This window comes from Iodobacter arcticus, from assembly GCF_042664895.1.
Lineage (GTDB): Bacteria > Pseudomonadota > Gammaproteobacteria > Burkholderiales > Chitinibacteraceae > Iodobacter > Iodobacter arcticus.
Genome location: NZ_JBHTBQ010000033.1, coordinates 55724 through 76830 on the forward strand (window position 1 = coordinate 55724; position 21107 = coordinate 76830).

Consider the following 21107-nt stretch of genomic DNA (forward strand, 5'->3'; position numbering starts at 1 on the left):
CTATGGATAAACAAAACTGCCTACCAGTGTTAAATCCCCTGTTTTACGCATGGGAACATTAAACAGTTGTTGTTTCTCGTGCAGGGTGTTTTCGTTGTTGATGATGGAAAGCTGGGCGATGGTCATGGCAGGCTTTTCGCTGTAGCCGCCGTAGTAATTCACATACACCAGATAGCGGCCCTTGGGCGGGCTGGGGTTGGCGTAGATTTCAGGGCCGTAGCCAGAGGTAACGTCGATATCGAGCGCGCCGCCGTTTTTGCTGACGCGGTTACCATAATAAGTGTGCTCGCCATCTGGGCTAATGACGTGCAAATCCAGATCGGTGCTATTGGTATTCCACGACAGCACCACGCGTAATTTGGTTTGCGGGCGATCTTTATTGCTATCAAAAAACTGCGTGGCCGCGCGCTCTTTACCATCCGGGCTTTGAATTTCTACGCTATTTGCGCCGCGGCCAAAAGAATAGGGGCGCGAGAAGCTACCATCCGCATCAACGCGCAGTGGCATGGGTACGCCGTTAACGATTAATCGGTAAGGAGGGTTGTCTTCCCCCTTGGGAAGCTCCTTAGGCGTTTTGCCGATATGCCCCCGAATCAAGGCCATCTTGCCTTGGTTTTCAGGCGTATTTACCAGCGTGGCCGGATACTGCACGTTTTGCGTATAGCGCTCTGGCTTACCCGTCGTATTACGCCAACCGCCAGCAGGAGAGTCAATTTGCAAACCGGCAGCAGCGGCAAAAGGACTCAAAAGGCAGAAAAACAGGGCTAAAGGCTTCATGGTGTTGATCCGAATTAATGCGCGTTAGGGCGGAAATTAAGGTCTGTAGTAGGGGCTCAGTATGTAAGTAAAACCCAAATCTTGAACCACGGAGGACACAGAGAACACGGAGTTTCACGGAGAAAAGCAATCACATCAAAATCGTCATCCCCGAGTGTTTTTATCGGGGGTCCAGCAATGCCTCTGGATTCCCGACAAACGCACTCGGGAATGACACAATCGTTACTCCCGAGATAGCGAGCTGTACTTGGGGCGTAGCAAGGCAAAACCTTGGTTTTCTCTGTGTAACTCTGTGTTCTCCTTTTCCTCTGTGGTTCAAGATTTGGGTTTGTCAGTCCAGTCACAGCACCCCCACCAGGCGTCTTGCCATGGCTTCGATAAACACCTCGTCGTGGCCGCGCGGGTGGTGGCTGAAGGCGAGGTGCAGGTATTCGTGGGCGAGGGTGATTTCATCGTTCTCGCTGGCTAGCCCCCGGATATAAATACGTTTTAACTTGTGATCTGCAAAGGGCAGGCCACTTTTTAACTGGCAAACGGTATAGCGTGCTGGCGGTGCATAGCCGGTTTCTAGCGCTAGTGTGCTATGCCAGCCACGCGCCAGTTGCTCCAGCCTTTGCTGGATTTCTGGCAAGGGCTGGCAGGGGGTGCTGGCTGTGGCTTGGTTGCTGGTGAGGAGCAGAATGAACAGGCAAATCCCCCTCAATCCCCCTTTTTCAAAGGGGGAGGCGTGATGCTTACTGTCGCCGTTTTGCGCAGAGCAAACAGCTCCCCAGTGCGCTGCATAGGTCGCTTCCCCCCTTTGAAAAAGGGGGGCTAGGGGGGATTTTGGCTTAGCGAATCTCCACAACACGAGCAGCTCCTTCTTCTAGCGCGGCTTCGTCTGGCTGATACATTCTGAAATAGCGTGCCGCAGGCAGGGTAAAGCGGCCTGCTTGGGTGAAGCGAATAATCTGCCGCTGTACGACTTTGCCATCCAGCACGGCCACAGGCTGGGCGTAGCCTAGGGGGCGCTGCTGCATGGGCTGGACGGCGAGGGTGTTTTGCTCGTTTCCTTCTGCATCCTCGTATTTATCCTGCCCCGGCAGATTGTCGATATTTAAGCCCCAGTGCTGCTCTTCAACCATGGCCCCAGGTGGTAGCGCGGCTTCAATCAGCCCGTAGCGGTAGGTTTTTTTCGATTGCAGCACGATTTCATCAATATACAGTTTGTCGGTAGCCAGCTTGCTGGTCCAAGGCACAGGCTTTGCGGTAAAGCCTGCCTCTCCTTTGGGTTCTAATACATAGAGCTGACGCGTAATACTCACTGGCAGGGCGCTTGCTACTTTGCTGGCGCTATCGTATTTCAGCGTGGCATTAAGTAAGGCCGGTGCTTTAGCTACCTGAACGACCAATGTTTCTGTGGCTTTGCTGTTTAAATGCCATTCAATGCCGCCACTGCTGCCTGCGTTTTTGCGCCATGCACCCTGTGGCGCAAGGGTACTGGTTTTTGCGGTTTTCCACTCGTCTTGCAACCACAGCAGGGCAAGGGAGCGCTCTAGCGTTGGCGTGTTTTGGCTGAGTGTGGCCAGCAGCTGTGTGGTGTCGGCTTGCTCGCCACTGCTCCATACTGCCAATGCTTGCAGCCATGGCTCGTTTGATTTTTTAAGGCTGAGCGTTGCCGCTTTGGCCGATGTTTTGATGGCATCCGGCAGTGCGAGCTTGTGCTGGCTGGCCAGCTTGCTGACCAAGACCAGTGCGGCCTGCTGGCCTTGTGCCGAATCGGGCACGTTCATGATATTGGCCTTGGCCGTATTGGCCGAAGGGCTGGTTTTTGCCAATTGATCGACAAGGCCGGAGAGCTGAGTGCGAATCGCCTCGCCCGTGTCGGCTGCCATCCATAAAGTAAGCGCCTGATGCAGCGGTGGCATGGATTTCACTTGATTGGCATACAGCGCTTGGAAGGATTTGCTGTTGGCCAGCCTTGGGCTTAGGCCCAGCGCACGGCTGGCCTGTGCTTCGGCAAGGCGGGCGTAGCTGGTCAGCATCGGGTCGCCAGCAGTGCTATCGCCCCACCAGCTAAAGACTGCGCCGCTGCCGCTCATTTTCAGTAAGCGTAAACGTGCGTTTTCGATGCGCTGGCGCAAGGCGGCACGCATAGGCGCTGGTGCGTCGCTGAGCTTTTGGTAAGCAAGGCTTAAGGGCAACAGACGGCTAGCAGTTTGCTCTACGCAGCCATATGGGTAATCGATTAAATCATCAATCACGCTGCGAAACGCTGCGTCGCCACTATCTAATAGTTGCAAGCGCACGGCTTGGGCATCGGCAGGCAAGCTGATATCGGCCTTACCCTCTTTAAGCTGAATGCTCTGGCTGACCGTGTGCATTGCTTGCGCTGCTTGCAGGCTAAGATCGGTAATCAGCCGGTCGACCAGTTTGCCGCCCTGTTTTAATTCAACAATCAACTGGCCGTTTTGCAGCGGGCCAGTCTCCAGGGGAATATAACTGGTGCCCTTGGCTAGGATGAGCGTTTGTTCTTTTTGTACGCTATTTCCTGAGCGCGTCACCAATTGATACTGGGCTTTGTCGGCCTGCTGAGTGATGGCGATTTGCAGGCTGGGGGTGTCGCCCTCGCGGAAGGTTTTGGCCGCGGCCCATTGCACATAGGCGGCTTTATTTGAGTTGATATAGTGGGTTTTTTGCCCGACTACCCCGTCATTTGCTCCATCAGTGGTAATCGCTCTGGCAGTAATGCGCCAGCGGCTAAGCGCGTCGGGCATGCGGAACTGGATTTTAAGCTTGCCATTGGCGTCGGTTTTCAGTGCGCCGTTCCAGTAGGCGGTATCCATATTGTCGCGACGCGGGCGGACCAGCATTTTTTGCGAGCGCGAGCTATAGCGCATTTCATCATCACTCCCGGCGCGGGGCGACCATGCCATATCGTAGCCGTAGAAATTCAAGCTGGCGCTGGTGCGCACCGCATTGCGGCGGGCGTGGTAGAAAAAGTCATAAATATCCGGCGTGATTTCAGGCTGCAGCAGATAAATCATTTCATCGACCACACCCAAGCTAAGCTGGGCCGGTGCACCTTTACCTGCCACGCTGCTGCTTAGCTCTAGCGTCACCATATCGCCGGGTTGATATTCTTTTTTATCGCTCTTAATGGCGATGTCGATTTTGGGCTGAATCACCGCCAAGCCACGGTTCTGGAAGGTATGGCTGCCGTGTTTGATATACAGCACCGAGAAAGTCATATTCGGGCGATAGTCTTTGACGATAGGCAGGCTGATTTTCCACTGGCGGGCATTGATTTTCTTTAACTTGAGCCAATCGCCGCCTTGGGCCAGCGTGGCTTTTTCCTGCACGTTTTCCAGCTCTAAGGTGAGCAGGGCATCGTTCACATCTTCAGGAAAACTCAGCACGCCTTCGGCCGTTTCACCCACCGCGTAGTTTTCGCGATCAAACAGCAGCGAGATAGACCCTGGTGCAACGTTTAGCCCCTTGCCGCTGACAATAAAGCTGCTTTGACCAAGCGATTTACCCGCAGCATCCAGCAAATTAATCTGGTAATTGCCAGCCTGCTTAAACTGAATATCAAACTGCTGGGCATTGCCAGGGAGCGTGCCGCTTTGTGCGCTGCGATCTTCCAGACGCTGGGCATTCCAGCTGGCGGGTTTATTCTGCCCCGGCCAATCGCTAATCAGCTTAAAGCGGGCCGTTTCATTGGGGGCAGAAAACTGCTTGTCCGGCACAATGCGGTAGCGGCTGGCGGCGCTGTCGATCAGCACTTCGCGGCTGGCCGTAACAGGGTAAGCGCCAGATTGGCTGCCGATGACGCGCAAGACATAGCGGCTAGGGTCGGTCGCGGCAGGCAGGCTAAAGCGGGCATTGCCGCTGGCATCCAGCTTAAGCGTGTCTTGCTTTACCTTAAGGGGAAACAGGCCTTGGTATTGCACTTCGGCATTCACCATCGATACCCGCTGGCTGCGCAGCACCAGCTCTACGCTGGCCCCCGCCACAGGGCGGCCATCGGGGTAGCGCATGCTGACTTTTCCGCTGACTTCTTCGCCGGTTTTAAGCGCAGCCTTGTCTAGATCAATGCTGATATCGTAATGCGGCTTGGTGTATTCAGACACGCGAAACGGCGCGGCATAGGGCGTGTTTTGATAAACCAACCTCAGCTCATAGCCACCCGCCACGGCATTATCCGGCAGGGTAAAGCGGCTGATTGCACCGTCACTGCTGATTTTGATTTCTTGGCGCGATAGCTCGCTGCCCGCAGGATCACGCAACATCAGTTGCACGGTTTCAGATTTAAGCCGGCTGCTTTCGCGGGCGCTTTCAAATTGGCGGCCTACTAGCGACACATTCACTTCATCGCCGGGGCGGTAGAGTGGGCGATCGGTCACGATGTAGAGTTTGCTATTGTTTACCTCGGCTGGGTAGTAGAAGTTCTCCGAGATCATCGCGCCGCCCTTGCTGTCTACGCCGTAAACATAGCTTTGCTCGGGTGCGGTTTTTTTAAAGACGGTGATGCCTTCCTTGTCCGTGTCGCCCGATTTTAGAGTGCCATTGCCATCGCTCCAGACCAGCTCGCTGTCGGCTACGGCGACACCGCTTTGTTTATGCGCCGTCCATGCCAGCATTTGCTCGCTGGATACCTTAGTAACCAGCGCGGTATCGGAGACAAACAGCAGGGTGGCTGCACGGTAGCTGCCTAGATAGCCTTCGATAATATATAAGCCAGGAGCCAGCTTGCCCAAAGGCACGCGAACATTGCCAGGGGTAACGCCGCGCTCGCTACTACTGCCTTCTAGGCGACCGGCTTTATTCGCGGCTTCTGGTTTGGCCAGATGCAGTGGATAGCGAAACTCGTTCACCAGCTCAAAACCCTTGAGCGGCTGATACTGGCGCACAGCGGTATAGCGGGTGGTGGTGGGCGGCGGGGTTTTGAGCGCGGGCGCGGCTTGGGTAACGGCACCACGGGCAGGGGCAGAAAATACGCGTTGCCACGCTTTACGCGAGCGGGCATACCACTGATCCCACAGATAGCGCAGCGCATTGGCCGCGCCTTCGCCCTGATAGTTACCCTTCAAATCAAGCTTATGCGGGTCTTTTTGCTGCTTTAGAAAATCCAGCGGTTTGGGAACGCGGTAAACCAGAATATCCACCCCGCCATAGCTTTGCGCATCATAAGTGGATGCTTCCAGCCTTACCGTGGCCTCGTCGGTGCTGGCAAAGCCAGAATCAGACAATAAATAAAAAGTATTGCCGCGCACGGCGTAATCCGCAGCAAAGCTGGGGGTGCTAAACAGGCTGCAAATTAAGAAGCAGAGGGCAAGAAAGCCAGGCGATAGATGCCGATAAAATTGGGGTTGTCGTTGCGTGGCTGCCATCGCGTGTCTTTCCATTGCATTAATTGATCGATTCTTACGGCTCTTAAACCCGAGTCCTTTGGGTGAGACGTACCGGTGTGGTAGGCAATATAACGACCAGTCCAGACCATCACATGCTGATCGTCGCCCTGGTCAAAAAACAGTAAATCACCTGCCTCTGCCTGATTAATATCTTTGCCAATCAGGCGGGCATTGTTTTGCACCAGCCCAAAAGCCGGCACATAGGCGGCACGTTTGCCGTCGGCCTGCTTCCAGTTATGCCGCAATGCATCGCGGCTGGCCGGGCTTAAATCCACTTCTGGTGGCAAGCCGGTTCGGCTAATGCCATTACTTTGCAGCCATGCCGCGTCGTGCTTTTGTAAGGCTTCTGCCACCGCAAAACGCACTAGCCCAGCGCAATCTCTATGCTGCCAGCGCGGGTTCGGCCCTTGGCGAAGCTGCTCATTCACAATCCGCACAAACCAGCCCCGAAAAGCCTGTGTTTGCGCTGGATTGAGGACCGGTTCTGCGGCATGGCAGGCGGTGCTGAGCAGGATAAGACCAGTGCAGAGATATTTACTTAAAAACACAGAAGGTTGGTTTCCTTGTGTTGTGAATGATCTGTAGGGCGGGTGAAACCCGCCGTTGTTTTGGAGCCAAACAAAATCAAAAAGATCTTTTTAGTGCCTTCGGCACTGTGTTTAGGTGCGGGATCCCCGCGAAGTCTTTAATTTCTGCTTCGCCAAGAAAGTAAGCAAAGAAGGCGACCCCACGAAACACGAAGGCCCCTACTGCGGTCCAATCGAGTCGGCGGCGGGCGGGATTGGCTCGTTCCTCGCTCCCAAGCGATCCCCCGCCCCGCTTGTTCCTCGCTACGGCGTGTTTCAAGGGGAGATTTAAGCCCCGTGCCACGAGCCGCGAGATAAACCCCAGCCGTTGGGTTTTTGAAATCCTAAATCCCTACTCTCAAGCCTTGTTTTTCTCCGTGAAACTCCGCGTTCTCCGTGCCCTCCGTGTTTCAAGATTTGGGTTTGTTGTTAACCCAGCCAATCACTTCGGATTCTTCCACTCCAGCCTCTCCCAGTGCTGATCTTTGCGCTGATCTGTGCTGGGGCTGAGTTGCAGTCCTGTATTGGTGAACTCGCCTATCGCGGTGATGTGTGGGATTAGATACGTTACGGCGGCGTTTTGTAGTAAGGGCTGTGCTTTGCCTGGCAGCGTGGACAGGGTGGCGGTGGTCAGTAGTTTGGAGAGCGCTTCCGGGGCGATATAGCCTTGTTTTGGGCCTTCCATCCGGTCTGCCAGTGCGGCGTAGCGTTTTTGCTGTACGGCCATGGCGGTGCTGACGAGTTTGCTGTCTGGCGAGAACACGATGGATGATCCGGATTGCGCCATGCTGACGTCAAAATAGCGGGCCAGCGTGAGCTTATCAACATTGGGCGCTGCGTCTTTGGCGTCTTTACTCAGGTTGCCATCGTCGGCGCTGACCGCGCGCTGCAAGAGCAGGCTGCCGTCTTTTTTACTTTTTCTCATCGGCAGGCGCGATGCTTCTTCATCCCGTAAGCCTGCTTCACTTGCCCCAATCAGCCAGTCAAATAGCTTGGGGGCGTGCTTGGCAAACTGCTTTGGCTCGCGGGTTTGTGCCAGTAGCAGCGGGGTATAGAGCGATGAATCCGGATACCAGCACACGCCTGCGGCAGGTTCCAGTTGTGCCAGCCATTCGGTGGGTATATTGGCTTTTTTGCTCACAGGTTTCAGTGTTTTCCAATCCACGGGGGCGGATAGACAGAGCGCAGCGCCATCGGGGGCAGATTGCCAGAGCGCCATGCCATCCCATTGGGTTTGCTGATGAAGCAGTACATGGCTGAACCAGCCGTTTTCCTTGCTGACATCCATGCGTAATGCTTTTACATTGGCAAAGAGGCTTTGATAGCCAAATGAAAGGTAGCGCATATTGGCCACCACAGTATGGCCGCTGCTGGCCGCTTGCACGCCGTAATGCTGGAGTAAAGGATTGGCCTTGTCATCAAGCAGGCCGCTTAAAATTTTAGTCCATGCCGCAGCCTGTTTGCCTTCCAGCCAGCTTTTATCTGAAAGCACAACCAGCTTATTGTTCTGGCTAAAAAACCAAAGTGCTTCGTCATTACCATATTGCAATTTATACAATGGCACTTTGGCGATGTTGCCATCCACGCTAAGCTGGCTGTCGCTTAATGAAGCCTTAGCCACCCATTGCAGCAGGCTGGCGAAATTGTTTTTTGTGATGCGCAGCACCCAATGCCCTGGGCGGCCATCGTCGCTTTTCCACATCGCCATTTCGGCAGGCTCAGACAGTAGCGCATTCATAAAATGGTCTTGCAGATTCAGCTCGTGCTCAAAAGCAATCCGCCTGAGCGAGCCTTCTAGGCCTAGTTTGTCCGGATGATGCTCGTAATAATCCACCGCATCTTCGGTGAGCACCTTTTTAAATAGTGGTACGTGCATCAGCGCGGCAGGCAGCAGTGCCAAATTAGGGGTCGCCAGCACAACGTCAGGCGCGGCTAAGCCAGCGGCCAGTGCAATAATCGGCGTATCCAGCTTGGGCGGGATTTCCGTGCCCGGCTTGAAAAACCAGTAAGCCCCAAGCGCGGTGACGCTGCCAAGGGTGAGTGCCAATATCCATTTTAAGGAGATTTTTTTCATCATCTTTTCGCTGGATGTTTGCTAGTACGCGTTAGTGGAAGTTATGTAAAACCCACCCTTGAACCACAGAGGAAAGGGAGAGCACGGAGGGCCACGGAGAAAAACATATCTATACAAGGCTTTCTTCGTGCAACTTTATGTTTTCTGGGGCCGAAGTGTTTCAAGATTTGGATTTTATTTTGGGGTGGGATTTCCGCCGATTAAATGTTGTTTTTTATTGTAAGCTATTGGGTGGCTAAGCATTATAGGGTGAAATATCTGTGTCAGGGTTTTTGAGTCGTTTTTAAGCAAAAAAAATACCTTTAGACGTAGCTAAAGGTATTTTGTGTTTACAGATAATTCACTTAGATACTGATATTACATAGCAATTAATACTGCACCGTACGACATACCTTAAGTTCAGTTTTTCTCCGTGAAACTGTTTTCCCTTTCCTCTGTGGTTCAAGGTTTGGGTTTTGCTATGTCGTATATGCTTCGTAAATCAGCTCAGCGCTTTATTTACAATCTCCGCCAAATCGCTGGATAAATCGCTTTGCTGGGCAATGCGTTGCAGCTCGTCTTGCATCATTTGTCTGCGTTGTGGCTCCATTTTTTTCCAGCGGTTAAAGCTGGATGCGAGGCGGGCTGCGACTTGTGGGTTGATCTTGTCGAGTTCGATAATCCGATCTGCGGCAAAAGCATAGCCATAGCCATCTGCTGCGTGGAAATGCGGTGCATTTTGCAGGCAGAAACCCATAATCAGCGCGCGTACTTTATTCGGGTTTTTAATTGAAAATGCCGGATGATCCATCAGCGCTTGCACACGGCTCAGTGCGCCTGGGCGGCGGCTGGTGGATTGCAGGGCAAACCATTTATCCATCACCAGCGCGTCGTCGTGCCATTGCACCGCAAAATCTGCCAGCTGGGCCTCGCCGCCATCACGGTTGACCAGTGCTTTGAGCGCGGCAAGGCGGTCGGTCATATTGTCGGAAAGGCGATATTGCTTACTTAATAGCTCGGTAACTAAGGGCTCATCCAGCTCGGCTAAGTAATCCAGACAGATATTTTTCAGGCTGCGTTTACCCGCGTCTTCGTACCGGTAGGTGCTACCATCGTTGAGCTTGTTGTAAGTTGCTAGCAGCTCGGCGCGTAATTCGCGGGCGATTTGTGCTTTGACACTGCGATGCACCAGATGCAATTGCGCAGGGTTGACGCTATCGATTTGCTCTAGCAGATAGTTTTCACGCGGCAGATCCAGCATCAGCGCAATCAGGGAAGGATCGAGCTTTTCGCTTAATACTTTACGCAGCGCATTGATAAAGCTGGTAGGCGCGAGTTGCTGTCCATCGTTGCTGGCGTAAAGCGAGAGCAGCAGGTTTTTTGCAAAGGTATTGGCGGCTTCCCAGCGATTAAAGGCATCGCTGTCGTTAGCCATCAGAAACACCAGCTCTTCATCGCGGTAAGCGTAGCTGAGCTTCACTGGCGCAGAAAAATCACGCAGCAAGGATGGCGTTGGCGCTTCGTCAATATTAACAAAGCTAAAGCGGTGGCTGGCGGCAGTGAGCTCCAGTACGCGTGTTGTGCCCTGTGCGTTTGATTCACCTAGCAATTGCAGTGGCAAGTCTTTGCCGTGCTTATCCAATAGGCCCAGCGCCAGTGGAATATGGAAAGGGCGTTTTTCGGCTTGGCCCGGCGTGGCAGGGCAGCTTTGTTTGATATGCAGGGTGTAGGTTTTGGCTGTGGCGTCATATTGGCTGGTGATGGCTAATTCTGGCGTGCCTGCCTGCTTATACCACTCTTCAAACTGAGTAAGATCAACACCATTTGCATCACTCATGGCGGCACGGAAATCATCACATGTAACCGCCTGACCATCGTGGCGCTTAAAGTAGAGATCCATCCCCTTACGAAAGCCCTCTTTGCCCAAGAGGGTGGCATACATGCGCACCACTTCCGAGCCTTTCTCGTAAATGGTCATGGTGTAGAAATTGTTAATTTCTGAGTAAGCTTCTGGGCGTACCGAGTGCGCTTGTGGGCCCGCATCTTCGGCAAATTGCATTTCGCGTAGTGCTTTTACATTATTAATACGCTCAACCGAGCGGCTGCCAATATCGCTGGAGAATTCCTGATCGCGATAAACGGTGAGCCCTTCTTTTAGGCTGAGTTGGAACCAATCGCGGCAGGTCACACGATTACCGGTCCAGTTATGAAAGTATTCGTGCGCAACCACGGCGTCGATGCCGTCAAAATCAACGTCGGTGGCGGTTTCAGGCTTGGCCAACACGTATTTGGTGTTGAAAATATTTAAGCCTTTGTTTTCCATCGCGCCCATATTGAAATCGCTGGTGGCAACGATCATGTAGGAATCTAAATCGTATTCCAGACCAAAGCGCTCTTCATCCCAGCGCATGGATTTTTTAATGGCGGCCATGGCGTGATGACATTTATCTAGATTGCCAGGCTCTACAAAAATTTCCAGCGCAACCTGGCGGCCACTTGGCGTGGTGTGCTGATCGGCCAGCATGACTAATTTACCGGCTACAAGAGCAAAGAGATAAGCCGGCTTTTTAAACGGATCGACCCATTTTACCCAGTGGCGGTTTTTATCCATCTGGCCGCTATCGACGCGATTGCCGTTAGAGAGCAGTACCGGGTAACGCGTTTTATCGGCAATGATGGTGGTGGTAAATTTAGCCATCACATCAGGGCGATCTAAGTAATAAGTAATCTTGCGAAAGCCTTCTGCCTCGCACTGAGTAATAAAATTACCGCTCGAAACATACAGCCCATTTAAGCTGGTGTTGGTGAGCGGGTTAATCAGGGTCACGATTTCTAATATGGCTTCGTCGGGCATCGCCGCGATGATTAAGCCTTTGGCAGAAACCGTATAAGCATCGGCCTTGAGTGGCGCGCCGTCTAACTTGATCGATTCAAGTGTCAGCTCTTCGCCTGCCAGCTCCAGTGGTAATTGGGGAGCGGCCTCAGGGTTGCGTTTGAGTACCAAGCGGGATTGAACCCGGGTCTGGCTCTCGATCAGTTCGAAAGTAAGATCCACTCGGTCGATTAAAAAGGCCGGAGGAGTGTAATCGAGGCGATTAATTGGGGTGCTTTGGAGTGTCATGCTGTGGATTCAAAGTTCGATTGAAATGCGAGGATACTCTTCGTGCAAGAGCCGTGTAAACAAATCACCATCGTGGTTATCCTATACGATTAGCCTGTGCCAGAAGAGAGCAAGGTAAATAATGCCCAGTGCATTGTTTTGCTGATGATTTTTGCAGCGCATTATACGAGCTGCTTTAAACCGGGCTTATGGGTAATTTATTTACGGAGCCGTCTCTTACTCCAGAAGGCAAGCGGGCATATGCCGATTGCAGCCTAACCTTATTCAAAAATAGTCATTTGGTTTGTAAAGTGCCGCTGGTATAGTCTGAGGCATAAATAGGCTTAAATGCTGAGCGCTCTCGGGTAGACAATCTCTGCAAGTAGTGAGATTTTCTGCCTTTTTTATTGCGGCATTTAATACATAGCCCGATCTCTTTTTTGGATGGTTCAGATGTATATCTACGACGACTACGACCAACGCATCGTAGACCAGCGTGTGGTTCAGTACCGTGATCAAACTCGCCGCTTTTTAGCGGGTGAGCTGAGCGATGAAGAATTCCGCCCACTGCGTTTGCAAAACGGCCTTTATATCCAGCGCCATGCCCCTATGCTGCGCGTGGCGATTCCCTATGGGCATCTGACTAGCATCCAATTACGCAAATTGGCAGAAATTGCGCGTAAATATGATAAAGATTATGCACACTTTACTACCCGCCAAAATTTGCAATATAACTGGCCCAAATTAGAAGATGTGCCTGATATTCTGGCTGAATTAGCCACCGTGCAAATGCACGCTATTCAAACCTCGGGCAACTGTATTCGCAATACCACCTCAGATCAGTTTGCGGGTGTGGCGCACGATGAATTACTTGATCCGCGCCCTTGGTGCGAGATTATTCGTCAATGGTCGACTTTCCATCCTGAATTCGCCCATTTGCCGCGTAAATTTAAAATTGCAGTCAATGGCGCAGTAGAAGATCGCGCTGCGATTTGGGTGCATGATATTGGTTTAAATGTGGTGCAAAACGAAGCCGGGGAAATTGGCTTTAAAGTGATTGTGGGTGGGGGCTTGGGCCGCACGCCGATTATTGGCAGCGTGATTCGTGAGTTTTTACCTAGCATTCATTTGCTGACTTATTTAGATGCGGTATTGCGTGTGTATAACCGCTATGGCCGTCGTGATAATAAGTATAAAGCGCGAATTAAAATTCTGGTTAAAGCCATGACGCCCGAAGTATTCGCCAGCAAAGTTGAAACAGAATGGGCATTTTTAAAAGACGGCCCACAAACTTTAACCGCTGCCGAAATCGATAGAATGAAAGGCTTCTTTACCGTGCCGGATTACACCGCTTTTACAGGGGACGATGCGGGCTTTGTTCAGCAGCAATTAGATAGCAAAGCATTTGCCCGCTGGGTAGAACGTAATGTGTTTAAGCATAAGCAAGCAGGCTATGCCGCCGTTACTTTAAGCCTTAAAAAGCATGGCGTTGCACCGGGGGATGCGTCTAGCGATCAATTGGCTGCTGTGGCCGATTTGGCCGATGCTTATTCTTTCGGAGAATTACGCGTCTCGCACGAGCAGAATTTGATTCTGGCTGATGTAAAACAAGCTGATTTGTTTGAATTATGGGAAAAAGCCAAGGTAATTGGTTTTGCTACGCCTAATATTGGCTTAATGACCGATGTGATTTGCTGTCCCGGTGGCGATTTCTGCTCGCTTGCTAATGCCAAATCAATCCCGATTGCGATTGCGATTCAAGCGCGCTTTGATGATTTAGATTATTTACATGATCTAGGCGAAATTGATTTAAATATGTCGGGCTGTATGAACGCCTGTGGTCACCACCACGTCGGTAATATCGGTGTTTTAGGGGTCGATAAAAATGGCTCCGAATGGTATCAGGTGTCTTTGGGCGGGCGTCAGGGGAATGGGGCGACTTTAGCCAAAGTGGTTGGGCCTTCTTTTGCTCAGGAACAAATGCCGGATGTCATCGAAAAAATCATGGCCGTATTTGTAGAAAATCGCTTGGGTGAAGAGCGCTTTATTGATGTGTTTGATCGCATTGGTATGCTGCCCTTTAAGACCCGTGTTTATGCGAAGGAGACGGCATAATGGCGCGCATGATTAAAGATGCAGCAATTGTGGAATGCGATGCTCAGCTGCTACGCCTTAGTGACGATGGCAGCTTTGCTGCGTTGCCAGCCAGTGGCTTAGTGATTGTGCCCTTGGCACAGTATTTGGCACAAAAATCAGCATTGATCAGTCGTGGCGATTTTGGTGTGTGGTTTGCGCCTGATGATGAGCCGGAAAGCTTGGGTGCAGAGGCTGCCAGCCTTGCGCTGATTGCCGTGGAATTCCCGGCTTTTACCGATGGCCGTGGTTTTTCAATTGGCCGCGTATTACGCGAGCGCTTTGGTTTTGTGGGCGAATTACGTGCGTTTGGGGATGTATTTAAAGATACGATGGGCTATTTAAAACGCTGTGGTTTTAATGCTTTTGTGGTGAATAACGATAAAAACTTGGAAGACGCTTTATTGGGATTGAATGATTTCCCTGAAGTTTATCAAACAGGCTTGGATCAGCAACAGCCATTATTCAGACGCCGCGCTTAACTTAGCAACTTGCCTATTTTAAAAATCCTCATCACGCGATGGGGATTTTTTTGCCTGATCGTTTATCGGGGAACTAGTTTCTATTTAGTGCATCTAATTACCATTGTTAAATATGATTGCCTTTGCTGGCGGGTTTGGAGAATAAATAATGAGCGCATTGCCACCGATTACCGTATCCACTTTAGATAGTGATCGTCTTTATGCTTTGCTGGATAAATTGCCTGCAGATGCTTTTCCGGATGCGGATGCATTAGAGGCAGAATTGGGCCGGGCCACAGTGCTGGAGCAGGCCGATATGCCTGATGATGTGGTGTCTATGCATTCTACGGCACGTTTTTTAATGACGCCGGGTGATAAAGAGTTTGAGCTAACGCTGTGTTTCCCGCATGAAATAGACGGTGCAGCAGGTAAGGTTTCTGTTACCGCCCCTGTGGGAAGTGCTTTATTAGGCTTATCGGTGGGGCAAAGTATTGATTGGCCTGCGCCGGGCGGTAAAGAAGTAAAGGTTAAAATATTAAGCGTAAGCAAATAATATAAAAATACTGCTTTTTGATTGAACTGATCTCATTAAGCAAGCCTGCTAGGGGCTGAGTTCTGTATTGCACAGGCTCAGCCTTTTTTATTGAATGTGTTAAACCCACTTGCTTTAATCTTGCCCGTTTAAGCGCAAATATCGCAGGCATTTAGCTGCAAATGCCCGACATATTAATAGCAATTACATTTCAATCGGATCCACGTCCAGAATACAGCGCACTTTATTATTACGTGCTTCCAGTAGCGGAGCGATTCGTTTTAGTGCGTTGACCAGAGGATGGCGCGTGTCACTCATTACCAGTAGCTGCCAGCGCTCCATGCCCGCTTTACGTTGCATGGTGGCGGCAATCGGATCAAACATCTGCACACCTGCCGCATCGGTGAGCACGGCTTGTAATTGCTGTAAAAACGCTTTCGCCAGTGCGCCATCTTCGGCCTCGGCACGTAAGAGCGCATAAGCCGCAAACGGCGGCAGCTGCATGCTGCGACGCTCGTCCAGCTGCGCATCGGCAAAGGCCGCATAATCCTGCGCTAGCAACTGGCCGTAAAAGGGATGGTCGTGATAGCCAGTTTGGATGAGCACTCGGCCCTGCGTACCTGCGCGCCCGGCTCTGCCCGCTACTTGTAAAAGCTGGGCATACATCCGCTCTTCACCGCGAAAATCAACGCTAAACAGCCCTGCATCAGCGTTTAACACCACCACTAAATTAAGCGAGGGGAAATCATGGCCCTTAGCCATCATTTGCGTGCCGACTAGCAAGTTAGCCTCGCCCGCGCTTACTTGGCGCAGCATTTCTTGCAAGCTGCCTTTGCGCCGTGTGTTGTCCCGATCGATGCGTAAGATGTTTGCGTCAGGAAACAGCGTTTCTAAAGCGGCTTCAATTCGTTGTGTACCTTGGCCAAGCGGGCGTATATCCTGATTGCCGCAATCCGGGCAAGCGGTAGGAATCACTTCCTCATAGCCACAATGGTGGCAACGCAAACGGCGCTCTTTTAAGTGCAGCACCAATTTGGCCGAGCAGCGCTTGCATTCGCCTAACCAGCCGCATTCGCCGCAAGAGAGTACCGGCGCATAACCACGGCGGTTAATAAACACCAGCACCTGCTGGCCTGCCGCTAGATGATCACGCATGATGTTTAAAGTGGCCTGATGCAGGCCTTCCACCACCTTGGCGCGGTGCATGGGGATAATTTCGATTTGCGGAGGCATCGCACCGCCTACCGCGCGGTGTTGCAGGGTGATTAAGCGATAGCGGCCTTGACGGGCGTTATGCCAAGTTTCCAATGCAGGTGTGGCCGAGCCAAGCACAATGGGCACTTGTCGCTGATGCGCTCGATACACGGCGGCGTCCCTTGCCGAATAGCGCAGACCTTCTTGCTGCTTAAACGAGGCATCGTGTTCCTCGTCCACCACCATCATTCCTAAGCGCGGCATCGGCGTAAATACGGCCAAACGCGTGCCGAGCACAATATGTGCCTCGCCACGGCTGGCAGACAGCCAGTTCAGCACCCTTTCTTTATCACTTAAGCCACTATGCAGCGCCACAATGCGGGCACTAGGGAAACGCGCTCTAAATCGCGCTTCCAGCTGCGGGGTAAGGTTAATCTCGGGCACCAACACTAAAGCTTGCTGCCCTCTGGCAAGGCAAGCGGCGATGGTCTGCAAGTAGACTTCGGTCTTGCCACTACCGGTAATGCCAAACAATAAAAACGCGGCAAATGAGGCATGCTGACCATCAATCAAGGCAATGGCTGCGGCTTGCTCTGCATTAGCCTCGGCCGCCCCAACAGGCAAGGGAATCGCATCAGGCAGTGTTTCGGTAAAAGCCACCCAGCCTGCATCTATCCAGTTTTTTAGCCATTTATTGGCGCTTGGCGAAATAGCTGCCAGCTCGGCACGCGCCATAGGCTGGGCCAGCATCAAGGCAAGCTGCTTTTGTGCAAAGGCACGGGGAGACAAGCTTTGTAATAGCGCATCCAGATTGCTGGCTTGATACACGCCGCTTGGCTCAGGAGGCACAAAGGTCTTGGGTTGGCGCAAAGCGACGGGTAGGGCGGTGGCCAAGACTTGGCCTAGGGGGTGGCCATAATACTCGGCACAAAAGCGGCTCAGCGCCAGTACATCCTCTGGCAAGGGCGGCATATCATCAGGCAGAGCAATCACTGAGCGGATTTTGCTGCTATCAAATTGCGTTTCAGCGGCAACTCCCAGTACGACGCCTGCTAAACGACGCGGGCCAAAGGGAATAATCGCCCGAGCACCAATAGCTGGCGTGCGCTCTGCTGTAACGCTATATTCAAAAAGGCGTGTAAGCGGAACATCGAGCGCCACCGAAACATAAACACATTTCTTTAATACTCCGGTCATAAACGCCCTGCAAATGGCTGCAAAACAAGACTACCCACAGATTGTGTGGATAACTTTGTGGATTAACTGAAGATAAGTGCACAAACCCCAATAGATTCGGGGCTATGCTTAGCTTGCCTATTTTTTGAACTTTAAATTAGTCCCTTTAAAATCAATGACTTAAAAAAATCAGTAACCTAGGATTAATTTTACCTTAACACTTGACAACCCGCTCTTCATAACCATGAGTAATGTGTATAACTTAGGCTTATATCAAAAAAAACCAATGTTATTTCAGTATAAGCCCTTGTTTTATTTGTGAATTTGATGATAGTTTCGTGACAGTTTATGTACACTATTCACCAAAGTGGTGACATGATCTGGGTTGGTGAATTGCGAAATGCCATGGCCCAGATTAAATACATGCCCTTCACCCTCGCCAAAGCTCGCTAATAAACGATCCACCTCAGATTCAATTGCGGCAGGATTGGCAAACAAAGCATTCGGATCAAAATTACCCTGCAAAGCCACTTTATCGCCAATACGGCGACGTGCATCGGCCAGATCAACCGTCCAATCTAAGCCTACTGCATCGCAGCCGCTATCGGCGATATCTTCCAGCCACAGGCCACCGCCCTTGGTAAACACAATCACCGGCACTTTGCGCCCGTCGTGCTCACGCTTGAGGCCGGCAATCACCTGCTTCATATAATTGAGTGAGAATTCCTGATACTTGCCATAGGCCAGAGCACCGCCCCAAGTATCAAAAATCTGCACCGCCTGTGCACCTGCTTCAATTTGCGCATTCAGATAATCAATCACCGTGCGGGCATTCACATCCAAGATATGGTGCAACAGGTCGGGCCGATCGTAGAGCATGGTTTTTACGCGGCTAAATGTTGCAGACCCTTGGCCTTCAATCATGTAGCAGGCCAAAGTAAACGGGCTGCCCGAGAAACCAATCAGGGGCACACGGCCATTTAAGGCCTTACGAATCGATGACACAGCATCGGTCACATAACGCAGCTCGGTGCCTACATCAGGTACGGTCAGCGCTAGAATATCTCGCTCGTCTCTGAGTGGCCGCTCAAACTTCGGGCCTTCACCCTCGCTAAAATACAGCCCCAGCCCCATTGCATCGGGTACAGTCAGAATATCGCTGAATAAAATAGCGGCATCCAAAGGGTAGCGCTCAAGCGGTTGTAAGGTCACTTCGGTGGCGAGCTCGGTATTTTTGCAAAGCTGCAAGAAAGAACCTGCCACTTTGCGTGTGGCGCAGTATTCAGGCAAATAACGCCCAGCTTGGCGCATCAGCCAGACCGGTGTGTATTCAACAGGCTCACGGCATAACGCGCGCAAGAAAGTATCGTTTTGTAATTGGCTCATTTATTAATCACTTCCCTTTTAAAGCAACACGCCCCATGTACGGGGCGAATTGCTGAAGAACAGGCCTGCTTTGCCCGGAAATGCCACATTTTTTTAGCGGCAGAGCTTCTGGGTATAGCCTTTCAAGCCACGCCGGCAGCGATGATCTTTTTGCTCTGCCGTAATCACCCACGCAGCATCAACAAAAGCCATTTTCAGGCGATAACGCTCATTCGCCACGCTATCGTCCATCAAGCCTTTAATTTCTACACTGATCTGAGTGTGAGTAAAATCCTCGCCCTGCGAGCGCTGCTGAATATCTAAACGCTGATATTCAAACTGCCCAGCAGGGTTGCTGATTTTGTCTTTCAGATAAGCCAAAGCGACTTGTGCAGGATGTAAACCTGCTTCGCCCTGATAAACCACAGGAGGTGTTGCAGCAAACAAAGCACCGCTACATGCCAGTAAAACCAGTGTTAGTAACTTTTTCATGTGGCGCTCTTCCAGGTGTCTTTCAGGGTAACGGCGCGGTTAAACACAATTTTTTCACCGGCAACGTGGTCTTTGCGATCGGTCACAAAATAACCCAGCCGCTCAAACTGATAGCGTGTTTCCGGTGCTAAATCACGCGCCACGGTTTCTACATAGGCCGTAAGCACTTCCAGTGATTCCGGATTAATAAACTGGCGGAAATCTACATACTCGCCATCCGCACCACGCACCGCATCAGGGCGTGCTTCGGTAAACAGGCGATCATAGAGGCGCACTTCGGCAGGCACAGCGTGCTCTGCTGACAACCAGTGAATCACGCCTTTTACCTTACGCCCAACCGGGTTTTGGCCCAGCGTTGCCATATCTAAGCTGCATTTTAGCTCGATGACATCACCTGTGGCGTCTTTGACGACTTCATCGCATTTCATTACATAGGAATAGCGCAAACGTACTTCGCTACCCACGGTCAGGCGTTGCCAACCTGCTGGCGGCACTTCGGCGAAATCATCTTGCTCTACCCAGATCTCGCGCGAGATCGGTACATTGCGCTCGCCAAATTCCGGGTGCTGCGGATGGTACGGTGCGGCGCGGGAAGCAGTAACGCCTTCTTCATAATTGGTTAGCGTCACTTTCAAGGGACGAACCACGGCCATGATCCGCGGGCAGCTGCTTTCTAATTGCTCGCGCACTGCGCCTTCCAGAATACTTAAATCCACTACGTTTTCTGATTTAGATACGCCCACGCGTTGGGCAAATAATTTAATCCCCTCTGGCGTATAACCACGGCGGCGCATACCGATCACGGTAGGCATACGTGGATCATCCCAGCCCGACACGAGGCCTTCGTTCACCAGCGCAGCCAGCTTACGCTTGGAGGTCATGGTGTAAAGCAGCTCAAGGCGTGAGAATTCGATCTGCTGTGGGTGGCAATCGATGGTGATATTGTCTAGCACCCAATCGTAAAGCGGGCGGTGATCGGCAAATTCGAGCGTACACAGGCTGTGCGTAATGCCTTCCAGCGCATCAGAAATACAATGGGTGTAGTCATACATCGGGTAGATGCACCATTTGTCGCCAGTACGAATATGATGCGCGCGCTTAATGCGATAGATCACCGGATCACGTAAATTCAAATTAGGCGCAGCCATATCAATTTTAAGACGCAGTGTTTTACTGCCATCGACAAATTCACCGGCTTTCATACGACGGAATAAATCCAGGTTTTCTTCAATCGCACGATCGCGGGAAGGGCTGTTTTTACCCGGCACTTCAAAATTGCCACGATATTCGCGCATTTGCTCGGCGTTCAGCTCACAAACAAAGGCCTTGCCTGCCAGAATTAATTCTTCTGCATAGGCGTAAAGCTGATCAAAGTAATCGGCAGCATGGCGAATCTCGCCCGCCCATTCAAAACCCAGCCATTTCACATCACTAGCAATGGCTTGCGCGAATTCTTCATTTTCTTTTTCAGGATTTGTGTCGTCCATGCGCAAATTGCACTGGCCTTGGTAATCTTGTGCAACACCAAAGTTCAGACAAATCGATTTAGCGTGGCCAACGTGCAGATAGCCATTCGGCTCAGGCGGAAAACGCGTTTGAATGCGGGCATGCTTGCCGCTGGCAAGATCGCTTTCAATCGTGCTACGAATAAAATTGCTTACAATCGGGGCTTCATTGCTCATGTCTGAATAGGGTTCTGTAGATACTTAGATACCATCTATTCTACCGTAACCGAGTGCCAATTGGGGTCTAGGAGTATGTTTCAGCAATGCGGCAATATGCACTTGCGTGATATCTTTGCGCCTTTTTTAAAATAGCGCGACCAGAAAGCGTTATTTTATTTGCTAAACAGAGTGATTCAAGCT

General features: G+C 51.5%; 13 protein-coding genes. 3 read left to right on the plus strand and 10 right to left on the minus strand.

Going from position 1 to position 21107, the window contains the following annotated elements:
- The 6 genes from ACFQNF_RS14405 to pepN form a co-directional block, all read right to left on the minus strand.
- Complete coding sequence (locus tag ACFQNF_RS14405; protein ID WP_380188630.1) at positions 1–777, minus strand: YfaP family protein; 777 nt, start codon at positions 775–777, stop codon at positions 1–3.
- A 340-nt stretch (positions 778–1117) separates the two neighbouring features.
- Positions 1118–1627, minus strand: coding sequence for a DUF2300 domain-containing protein (locus ACFQNF_RS14410; protein WP_380188631.1), 510 nt, complete (start codon positions 1625–1627; stop codon positions 1118–1120).
- The gene (locus tag ACFQNF_RS14415) at positions 1608–6149 is read right to left on the minus strand and encodes an alpha-2-macroglobulin family protein (RefSeq protein WP_380188632.1); all 4542 of its coding nucleotides are present in this window, start codon (positions 6147–6149) and stop codon (positions 1608–1610) included. Before ACFQNF_RS14415 ends, ACFQNF_RS14410 begins: the two co-directional genes overlap by 20 nt.
- Complete coding sequence (locus ACFQNF_RS14420; protein WP_380188633.1) at positions 6077–6718, minus strand: DUF1175 family protein; 642 nt, start codon at positions 6716–6718, stop codon at positions 6077–6079. The genes ACFQNF_RS14415 and ACFQNF_RS14420 overlap by 73 nt, the downstream gene beginning before the upstream one ends.
- Before the next feature lie 460 nt (positions 6719–7178).
- Positions 7179–8813 (minus strand): DUF2138 domain-containing protein, encoded by a 1635-nt coding sequence (locus ACFQNF_RS14425; protein WP_380188634.1) that lies wholly within the window; start codon positions 8811–8813, stop codon positions 7179–7181.
- 478 nt (positions 8814–9291) lie between these two features.
- Positions 9292–11910 carry an aminopeptidase N gene (gene pepN, locus ACFQNF_RS14430; RefSeq protein ID WP_380188635.1) on the minus strand — a complete coding sequence of 873 codons (2619 nt, stop codon included), beginning with the start codon at positions 11908–11910 and terminating at the stop codon, positions 9292–9294.
- Positions 11911–12342: 432 nt separating this feature from the next.
- Here pepN and ACFQNF_RS14435 point away from each other — a divergent pair, with 432 nt between their 5' ends.
- The 3 genes from ACFQNF_RS14435 to rnk all read left to right on the plus strand — a co-directional run bounded on the left by ACFQNF_RS14435 (position 12343) and on the right by rnk (position 15036).
- Complete coding sequence (locus ACFQNF_RS14435) at positions 12343–14004, plus strand: nitrite/sulfite reductase (RefSeq protein ID WP_380188636.1); 1662 nt, start codon at positions 12343–12345, stop codon at positions 14002–14004.
- Positions 14004–14504 carry a DUF934 domain-containing protein gene (locus ACFQNF_RS14440; RefSeq protein WP_380188637.1) on the plus strand — a complete coding sequence of 167 codons (501 nt, stop codon included), beginning with the start codon at positions 14004–14006 and terminating at the stop codon, positions 14502–14504. The genes ACFQNF_RS14435 and ACFQNF_RS14440 overlap by 1 nt, the downstream gene beginning before the upstream one ends.
- Positions 14505–14652: 148 nt before the next feature.
- Complete coding sequence (rnk, locus tag ACFQNF_RS14445) at positions 14653–15036, plus strand: nucleoside diphosphate kinase regulator (protein ID WP_380188638.1); 384 nt, start codon at positions 14653–14655, stop codon at positions 15034–15036.
- A gap of 183 nt (positions 15037–15219) precedes the next feature.
- Here rnk and ACFQNF_RS14450 read toward each other — a convergent pair whose 3' ends face one another.
- The 4 genes from ACFQNF_RS14450 to ACFQNF_RS14465 form a co-directional block, all read right to left on the minus strand.
- Positions 15220–17406 carry a primosomal protein N' gene (locus ACFQNF_RS14450; RefSeq protein ID WP_380188639.1) on the minus strand — a complete coding sequence of 729 codons (2187 nt, stop codon included), beginning with the start codon at positions 17404–17406 and terminating at the stop codon, positions 15220–15222.
- 291 nt (positions 17407–17697) lie between these two features.
- The gene (gene hemE, locus ACFQNF_RS14455) at positions 17698–18771 is read right to left on the minus strand and encodes a uroporphyrinogen decarboxylase (protein WP_380188640.1); all 1074 of its coding nucleotides are present in this window, start codon (positions 18769–18771) and stop codon (positions 17698–17700) included.
- A gap of 93 nt (positions 18772–18864) precedes the next feature.
- A complete protein-coding gene (locus ACFQNF_RS14460) occupies positions 18865–19242 on the minus strand; it encodes a hypothetical protein (RefSeq protein ID WP_380188641.1) in 378 nt (125 codons plus the stop codon).
- Complete coding sequence (locus ACFQNF_RS14465; RefSeq protein ID WP_380188642.1) at positions 19239–20924, minus strand: glutamine--tRNA ligase/YqeY domain fusion protein; 1686 nt, start codon at positions 20922–20924, stop codon at positions 19239–19241. The genes ACFQNF_RS14460 and ACFQNF_RS14465 overlap by 4 nt, the downstream gene beginning before the upstream one ends.
- Positions 20925–21107 lie beyond the last annotated feature (183 nt).